This window comes from Streptomyces sp. NPDC051907, from assembly GCF_040681075.1.
GTDB lineage: Bacteria > Actinomycetota > Actinomycetes > Streptomycetales > Streptomycetaceae > Streptomyces.
On the sequence record NZ_JBFAYB010000180.1, the window covers coordinates 1 to 7,511 of the forward strand.

Sequence of the window (7,511 nt, forward strand, 5' to 3'; positions counted from 1 at the left end):
AGTCGCCCTGGCCGAGGGCGGCTGCGCGGTCCGGAAGGCCACGGGTGGTGACGAGGCGGGCGCTGCCGTCGGCCAGCCGGTAGGACAGGCCCACGACGGCCGTCTTCCCGGCGGCGACCTGGTCGGCCAGGACACGGGAGCGGTCCAACAGGAGGTCGAGGGTGTGCCGGATGTGCTCGGCGATGATGTCGTCCTCCTCGGTGAGACCGGCGGCGTGGGCGGCCAGGACGCTGGGCGTGACACGCTCGATCACATCGCGTACGTACCCGGTGGCGCCAACGCCGTCGGTGAGGGCGGCGCGGGTCGCCGCGACCGCGCCGCAGGAGTCGTGGCCCAGGACCACGACGAGCGGGCAGCCCAGCACGCTCGCGCCGTACTCGATGCTGCCCAGCACTTCCGGGCCTGCGACATGGCCGGCGGTGCGGACGACGAACAGGTCGCCCAGCCCCTGGTCGAAGATGATCTCGGCGGCCAGACGTGAGTCTGAGCAGCCGAAGACCACTGCGAAGGGGCGCTGGACGGGTGCGGTCTCGGCGCGGCGGGCAGCGTCCTGGTTGGGGTGCTGCGGCGAGCCGGCGACGAAGCGCTCGTTGCCGGCCAGGAGCTGTTCGAGGGCTTGCGTGGGTGTCAGGATCGGGGCGTCAGTCATGGCCGAAGACTACGATCGGCGCCCTCCGGCCACGCTTGGGGGGCCTGCTGCGACAGGCGCGGTGCGGCGAATCGCGCCCAAACGGGCTCAAGGTCCGCTCGCATGCCCAAGCAGCTGGTGAGGGCCGCTGATCTCGACGTCGGGTGGCTTTTTGCTCCCTGGACGCCGAGGCCGACGATCCTGCTGTCGCCGACGGTCACGGTTCTTGTCGGCTGAATCACGGCATGTCGTCTTGCACCGTCTTGCCGGTTGCCCGAGCGTTTCCTCGCTGCGACCGTGCGCCTGATCGGAGACTGCTGTGGACGTCCCGCCGACGATGCGGTTCGGTTCGGTCCGGTCGGCAGAGGGTGTGGTCCGTCCACGGCGCGCGCTCCGCGCGGGGGCCGCGCAGGTGGTCGCGGCAGCCGTGGGGCTCGCCCTGGGACTGATCCTGCCGGGAATCGAGGGCGAGTACCAGGTCGCTGCGGATCGGGCCGTCGACGTGCTGAAGGTCGTCGGCTTGGGGGTGCTGAGCGTTGCGACGCTGATCTTCTCGCTGCTGTTTCTGGTCGTGCAGTGGGCGGCGGGGAACTTCAGCCATCGGCTCGTCCTGTTCCGGTCCGACCCAGTGGTGTGGCGGGCCTTCGCCCTCGTGGTCGGACTCCTGGTGTTCTCGGTGACGGCGACGCTGGCCATCGGCGCGCGCCCCACCGTGTCCGTGGTCGTTCCCGTGACGGCCGTCGTCCTGTCCGCGGCGGCTCTCGTACTGGTCCGCCGCCTGCTGTTGAACGCCCTGCGCTCCATCCAGCTCGCGCACGTCCTCTCCGACGTGCGCAAGCGCGGCAGGGAGGTTCTGCGAGCCGTGTACCCGCCGCCGAACGGCACGGACGGCGACGCTCCGGAAGGAGGCGGGGTGCGCCGCCTGCCCGATGTGACGTCGACCGTCGTGTGGCCCGGCGACACCGTCCTCGTCGCACAGGTGGACCTGCTCCGGCTGATCCGGGCGGCGACAGAGGCCGACGCAGTGGTCGTCCTCAAGGCGCCGGTGGGGACCCTCCTCTACACGGGTGACGTGGTGGCCGAGGTCCGTGGCGGCCGTCTGCCTGACGCGGAGGTGCTCCGGGCGGTGGTCGCAGAGCTGGAGCGCACCTTCCACCAGGATCCGACCTTCGCCTTCCGGCTGTTGTGCGACATCGGGCTGCGCGCCCTGTCCCCGGCGATCAACGATCCCGCGACCGCCGTGCAGGTTCTGGACGCCGTCGAGGACCTGCTCCGACTGATCGCATCGGCCGACCTGGGCGACCGGTCGATCGCCGACGAGGCGGGCGCCGTGCGAGTGGTGATGCGCCTGCCGTCCTGGGACGAGTTCGTCCGGGTCGGGTTCGACGACCTCTGCCGTGCGGCCTCGGACGCACCGATGGTGCTCTCGCGCGCCGGGGAGCTGCTGCGGCGGCTGCAGGAGGTGGCGCAGCAGCGACGCCGCCGTTCCTTGCAGGAGCGGCTGATCTGGGTCGAGAAGGAGTTGGCGGGAAGACATCCCGCGTTCGTGTACGAGTCCGCCGGCCGCTGAGCCGCGGGCGCAGAGGAGGGGCTCTACGTCCTCTGGGAGCACCCGTGTTCCGCCCAGAGCTCGGTTCGGGCGGTCACCGAGCTCTCCCCGGACTGGCGTGTACCCGACTTCCCCGCAGGCGCACCAAAGGTGCACCGGCCATCGGCGGACCGATGCACGCCATGTCCGTCGTCATCGGCGCGCTCGTCGTGGGCGACACGTCGCCCGGACTTATCCTCCGGAGGCGCCTGCCGCCGCGGGGGCCGGCTGATCGGTGTCGCCGTGCCAGGTCGGCCAGCCGAGCAGCCGGGGCCGCTCGGTCACCCAGGCGCGGGTGTCCGTGCCGATCTCGGCGTCGATGAGGGCCTCCAGCAGACGGGAGCAGCGCTGGACGAGGTCGTGGTGGGCGGGGTCGGCGGCGAGGTTGCGGACCTCCGCCGGGTCCTCCTGGCGGTCGTAGAGAACGACGTCGTTGTCGGCGAGCAGGGCTTGCAGGTCTGCGGGGCGGTTCGGGCTCAGCGGGGAGAAGTACCGGCCGAACGTGTAGTGGTCGTCGGTGTAACTGCGGAGGAATCCGCGCTTGGTCCAGTCGGGGCGCAGGGCGCCGGTCCCGATCCGTGCCGAGGCCTCGGGGTCGGCGAACTCGAACCAGAACGAGGCGTCCAGGGTCACGATCGACTCGACCGCGGACAGGACTCCCTCGCGTACCGCCGAACCGTCCAGAACCGGCACGAGCGAGCGGCCCTTGAGCGCGGGGAACCGGTCGGCGATCTCTGCGGGGGCCACGCCCGCGCATTCGAGCAGGGTGGGGGCGAGGTCCACCGCGGACCCGAGGGCGTCGGTGCGCGTGCCGCCGGCGACGTCGGGGTGGCAGAGGACGAAGGGGATGTGGAAGTTCTCGTCGTAGACGAGATTGCCCTTCTGCCGCAGACCGTGGGACCCGGCCATCTCCCCATGGTCGGCCGTGAAGACGACGACGGTGTGGTCAGCCTGGCCGGAGGCCTCCAGCGCGTCGAGCACCAGCTCGACGCTGCGGTCCACGTCGCGCAGCGCGTTGAGGTAGAAGTTCAGGCCGTCGTACCAGCGTGTGTCGTCGGCCACGGGCCCGAAGACGGTGTCGAGCATCCGCGCGTACTCGGCCACCGCGGGAGCCGCGCCGGACAGATCGTCGTGCAGGCTCTCGGGCAGCGGGAAGTCCCAACGCCTCCGGTACACGGGAATGTCGGCCGCCGACTTGGCCACCACCGCATGAGCCAGCCCGAACGGCAGCTGGACCTGGGGAGAGCCGCCGTAGTCGAAGCTCATGATGTCGTGCGGGTTGACGAAGTTGACGGCCATGAACCACGGCTGGTCCTCCGCCACGACCGGCGCCCTGCTGCGAAGCCAGCGCACTGCCTGGCCCGCGATCACCGGGTCGACCTTCAGCCCCGCCCATGCTCCTCCGTCGATGTCCCCCCAGTCGTTGAACTCGCTGAACCCGTACGGCTCCAGGGCGTCCGTCGTCGGCGCGGGCTGCTCCGGAGTGACGTAGGCGTTCGAGAGGTGCCATTTCCCCTGGTAGGTGCAGTAGTAGCCGGCCGAGCGCAGCATCGTGCCCAGCGTGCCGAGGCCGGGATCGAGCGGGCGGATGTACGGCATGTTGTCGTTGTCGTAGATCTCGGTGAGGGGCAGGTGCTGACCGGTGTAGAGCACGGACCGGGCGGAGCTGCACATCGCGGAGGCCGCGTAGAACCGGTCGAGGACCGTTCCCCGTGCTGCCAGGCGTTCGCGCGCCGGCAGAGAGAAGCCGTCGGGGCGCGGGATCACCGCCCGCTCCTCGTCAGTGACGATCAGCAGGATGTTGGGGCGACGCGACATGGCCACCTGCCCTCCGACGTGTTTCGCATGTGCCGCCCCCGTGCGCCGGCGACGGACGGGGCGGGGTGCACGCGATCGGTGCACCCGCCCGAATCTAGGTCGCGAACGCGCCTGACGGTTGTGAGGACGCGGCCACCTGGACCCGTCCGGGTGAAGGCGCGCTGCTCATCGGTGGCTGACGCGGTCGGGGATCGTGAAATGGCGGGTGATCGTTGGGTTGAAAGGAGACCGGTGCCCTCTGGGGCAAGCCCCCAGGCGGGCAAGCCGGTCACCGATCCTCAGGGTGGTGCCGGGACGACGCCTCACTGTGATCCGGCGGTGCGGCGGGTACCGGAAGGGCGGATCGAGGCCTGGGCGCGCACATCCTGGCCGCGGTCCGGCTTCGTCTCCTGGCGCTCCTCGGCGTGGAGGAGCTCGAACAGGCTGGCTGGCACGATCGCGAACATCGCCAGGGTGAGCGCGAGCTCGCAGTGCCGCGCGCTGCTCGAAGACCGGCGGCGATAGGCCACAGGATCCTTTCAGGGCCACGACCGCAGAACGAGCCGACGAACAGCCGGGTCACCCGCGACTTCTCCGCCCGTGCACGTGCCCGGCCCGAAGCAGGTACAGAGGGCCTCCCTGGTCGTACCGGAGGCCAGCCGCCGTCGGGCCGGGAATCCAACTGGGGTGCCCGGCGCGCCCCGCCTTCCCGGTCCAAGGCGGAACTTCGCGGGGGCGGGTTCGTTGAGCCGCTCATCCACCCTCCAACCGGAAGGCCCCCCGTGAGCAGTGAGATCGCCGTGGACGAGAGCTGTGTCAGCGCGTTCCAGGAGCTGAAGAGCAAGCGGGCGGTCAACACGGTGATCTACCGGCTCAGCAGCACGCTGGACGCTGTCGTGCTCGAGTCGCAGGGCAACCTGACCCACGACGAGCTCTTGCAGTCGCTGCCCGCCGACGAGCCCCGCATCATCGTCTACGACCTGGCGTTCGCCACCGCCGACGGGGCGCGGATGAACGAAGTCGTGATGATCTCTTGGCTCCCGGAAGCCTCTGGCCCAGAGCACGAAGCCGCCTACGTCCGGGCCTCCGCCGCTCTGCGCGACGCACTCGACGGCATTCAGGTCCTCGTCCAGGCCACCGGCCTCTCGGCCCTCGAGCACCGCAAACTCGTGTCCCGACTCAACTGACACGGCTGCCGAGTACGACCTGGGCGCTGTCGGCCTCCTGGGGCGGGTCACGTGCGGGCGGCTGAGCGCGTCCAGCTCTGCCACGGCGCGCTATCCGGCGCTGCGGGTCCGGGCGGGGCGGGTCCTGGGGGTCGACGCCTGTCGATGCGCAATTGATCAGCAGCGGGCCCCCGGGCACCGATCGGCCTTTCAGTCGCCTCCGATGCCGAGATGGATCTGTTCGCCCGCCTGGCATCACGACGGCTCCGCGCACCGGCACTGCGGGGGCGCGCGGTCGCTGCCGCGCGCGCCCCGGCTCGCATCGGCTGATGATGGGAGTACGGCCGAACACGCGGAGCTGACCATGACGGGGTGGCGTGTCAGGGACTACACCCAGGACGATCTCGAAGCGGTGCTCCGAGTCGACGCCGAGAGCGGCACGGCCGACGAGCCACCGCTCTTTCCGCTCTCGGACGCCGTGGCGGCCCTCCAGGCCCTCCACCCGGCGGTGGTGGCCACCGCAGACGAGGAGGTGGTCGGCGCCGCGGTGAGCAGGGTGGAGAGTGAGCGGGCGTGGATCCTGCGCATCAGCATGGCGCCCGCCTGGCGGCACCAAGGCCTGGGCAGCGCCCTGATCACAGCCCTGGAGCACCGGCTGTTCACCGGTGGCGTCCGCACGGTGCACGCGGTCCTGCCCGACGGCGAGACCGGTGCCACCGCCCTGCACAACTGCGGCTTCGCTGCCCGTCCCGGCCTGGTCTTCTTCGAGAAGCGCGGGCGCGTGACCCCGCAGGCGGTCAGCATGCTCGCGTCGCTGGGAGCGGAGCTGCCGCCCGGGGGACTGTGGCAGAAGGTCGCGGGCATGCAGAAGGAGAAGGAGCTCATCGAGCGGCGCCTGGTCCTGCCACTGGCCCATCCCGAAATGGCCGCCCAGCACGGCGTGGAGCTGCCGCGGGCGGTGATGCTGTTCGGTCCGCCCGGGACGGGGAAGAGCACGTTCGCGCACGCGATCGCCAGCCGCCTGCAATGGCCCTTCCTCGAGCTGTTCCCCGCCCGGCTGGCCGCCGAGTACGGACTGGCGAGCGGGCTGAACCGGCGCTTCGACGAGATCGCCGGGCTCGACCACGTCCTGGTCTTCATCGACGAGGTCGAGGAGATCGCCGGAACCCGGAGCGGCGCGGACGCGACCGCGGTCGGCGTCGTCAACGAACTGCTCAAGGCGATCGTCCGGTTCCGGGGCCAGGACGGACGGCTGCTCGTCTGCGCCACGAACGACGTGACCACGCTCGACTCCGCCTTCCTACGGCACGGCCGTTTCGACTACGTCCTGCCGATCGGCCCCCCGGACCACCGCGCGAGGACTGCGCTGTGGGAGAGCTACCTGGCCCGGGCGGGCGCGGAGGCCGACAGCGCGGCGCTGGCGGACGCCAGCGAGGGGTTCACCCCCGCCGACATCGCCCATGTGGCGCGCACCGTCTCCCAGGTTCAGTTCGAGCACACCTTCGACACCGGGACCCGGGCCCGCCCCACCACCGAGGACTACCTGCGCACGATCGGCGAGACCAGGCCCACGGTCAGCGCGGCCATGGCACAGGAGTTCGCCCAGCAGACCGAGAAGTTCGCCCGCATCTAGGTGTGCTGTCCGGATCAGGCCGCGCTCGTGGCCGTCCCTTCCTCCTCGGCCTCCATGTGCCTGACTCCCTCGTGGGTGAGGGTGACCATCGCCGGGGTGTTGCCGTGTTCTCAGTCGACGGTGATCAGTCCTTCGCCCGCCAGGCAGGTGCAGGCGGCGGCCAGGTCCTGTTCCGGTACGTGGAGGTCGCGCTCCAGCTGTGCTCCGGTGACGCCGAGGAGGCGGTTGCCCTCGACGGCTTCGTACAGGGCCCGGAGCACCCGGTCGCGGTAGGTCTTGCGTTCGCGCAGTGTGGCCATGACCGCGTCCTTTCGTGTGTGGGGTGGAGTGGGCTCCGGGGCCGGTCGGGGCTTCTCAGATCTCGTCGGCGTGCGCGCCGGCGCCGGCCGGGGTCCTGCTGGCGGCCAGCCACGAGCGGGCGGGGCCCGAGGGTGTCGCCGTGTCCACGGTGAGGTGGAGGCGCGTGTTGCCGTCGAGGGCGGGGTAGCTGCGCTGTTCCGCGCCTGCGAAACGTTCTCGGAGCGCCTCCGCGACCGCTCGGGCGGCTTCCGGAGTGTGCGCGATGATCCGGACCTCGGCGTGTCCGAGCGAGGGCAGTGTCTGGGCAGGGCGCGCAGGCCCGCCCAGAGCAGACGCCCTGCGTTTCCTACGGAGTTGTTCGTCATGGCTTCAGCCGATTCCGGGGATGAGGGAGATGAG

General features: G+C 70.9%; 7 protein-coding genes and 1 pseudogene. 3 read left to right on the plus strand and 5 right to left on the minus strand.

Features of this window, described 5'->3' with window-relative positions; all coding sequences use genetic code 11:
• On the minus strand, positions 1 to 649 hold a 649-nt coding region (locus AB0M39_RS40780), incomplete at its 3' end, for a carbonic anhydrase (protein ID WP_365373911.1).
• 406 nt (positions 650 to 1,055) lie between these two features.
• Between AB0M39_RS40780 and AB0M39_RS40785 the strand changes: the two genes are divergently transcribed.
• Positions 1,056 to 2,198 (plus strand): DUF2254 family protein, encoded by a 1,143-nt coding sequence (locus AB0M39_RS40785; RefSeq protein WP_365373914.1) that lies wholly within the window; start codon positions 1,056 to 1,058, stop codon positions 2,196 to 2,198.
• 210 nt (positions 2,199 to 2,408) lie between these two features.
• Here AB0M39_RS40785 and AB0M39_RS40790 read toward each other — a convergent pair whose 3' ends face one another.
• Positions 2,409 to 4,034: a sulfatase-like hydrolase/transferase gene (locus AB0M39_RS40790; RefSeq protein WP_365373917.1), complete on the minus strand. Its 1,626-nt coding sequence runs from the start codon at positions 4,032 to 4,034 to the stop codon at positions 2,409 to 2,411.
• A gap of 302 nt (positions 4,035 to 4,336) precedes the next feature.
• Positions 4,337 to 4,543, minus strand: coding sequence for a hypothetical protein (locus tag AB0M39_RS40795; RefSeq protein ID WP_365373920.1), 207 nt, complete (start codon positions 4,541 to 4,543; stop codon positions 4,337 to 4,339).
• 252 nt (positions 4,544 to 4,795) lie between these two features.
• On the opposite strand from AB0M39_RS40795, the gene AB0M39_RS40800 reads away from it, so the two are divergent.
• Positions 4,796 to 5,200, plus strand: coding sequence for a hypothetical protein (locus tag AB0M39_RS40800; RefSeq protein WP_365373922.1), 405 nt, complete (start codon positions 4,796 to 4,798; stop codon positions 5,198 to 5,200).
• Between the two features lie 343 nt (positions 5,201 to 5,543).
• A complete protein-coding gene (locus AB0M39_RS40805) occupies positions 5,544 to 6,812 on the plus strand; it encodes a bifunctional GNAT family N-acetyltransferase/ATP-binding protein (RefSeq protein ID WP_365373925.1) in 1,269 nt (422 codons plus the stop codon).
• 14 nt (positions 6,813 to 6,826) lie between these two features.
• Here AB0M39_RS40805 and AB0M39_RS40810 read toward each other — a convergent pair.
• Both AB0M39_RS40810 and AB0M39_RS40815 read right to left on the minus strand, forming a co-directional pair.
• Positions 6,827 to 7,111 (minus strand): annotated as a pseudogene (locus AB0M39_RS40810) (hypothetical protein).
• A gap of 55 nt (positions 7,112 to 7,166) precedes the next feature.
• Positions 7,167 to 7,439, minus strand: coding sequence for a hypothetical protein (locus AB0M39_RS40815; RefSeq protein ID WP_365373927.1), 273 nt, complete (start codon positions 7,437 to 7,439; stop codon positions 7,167 to 7,169).
• Between the last annotated feature and the right edge of the window lie 72 nt (positions 7,440 to 7,511).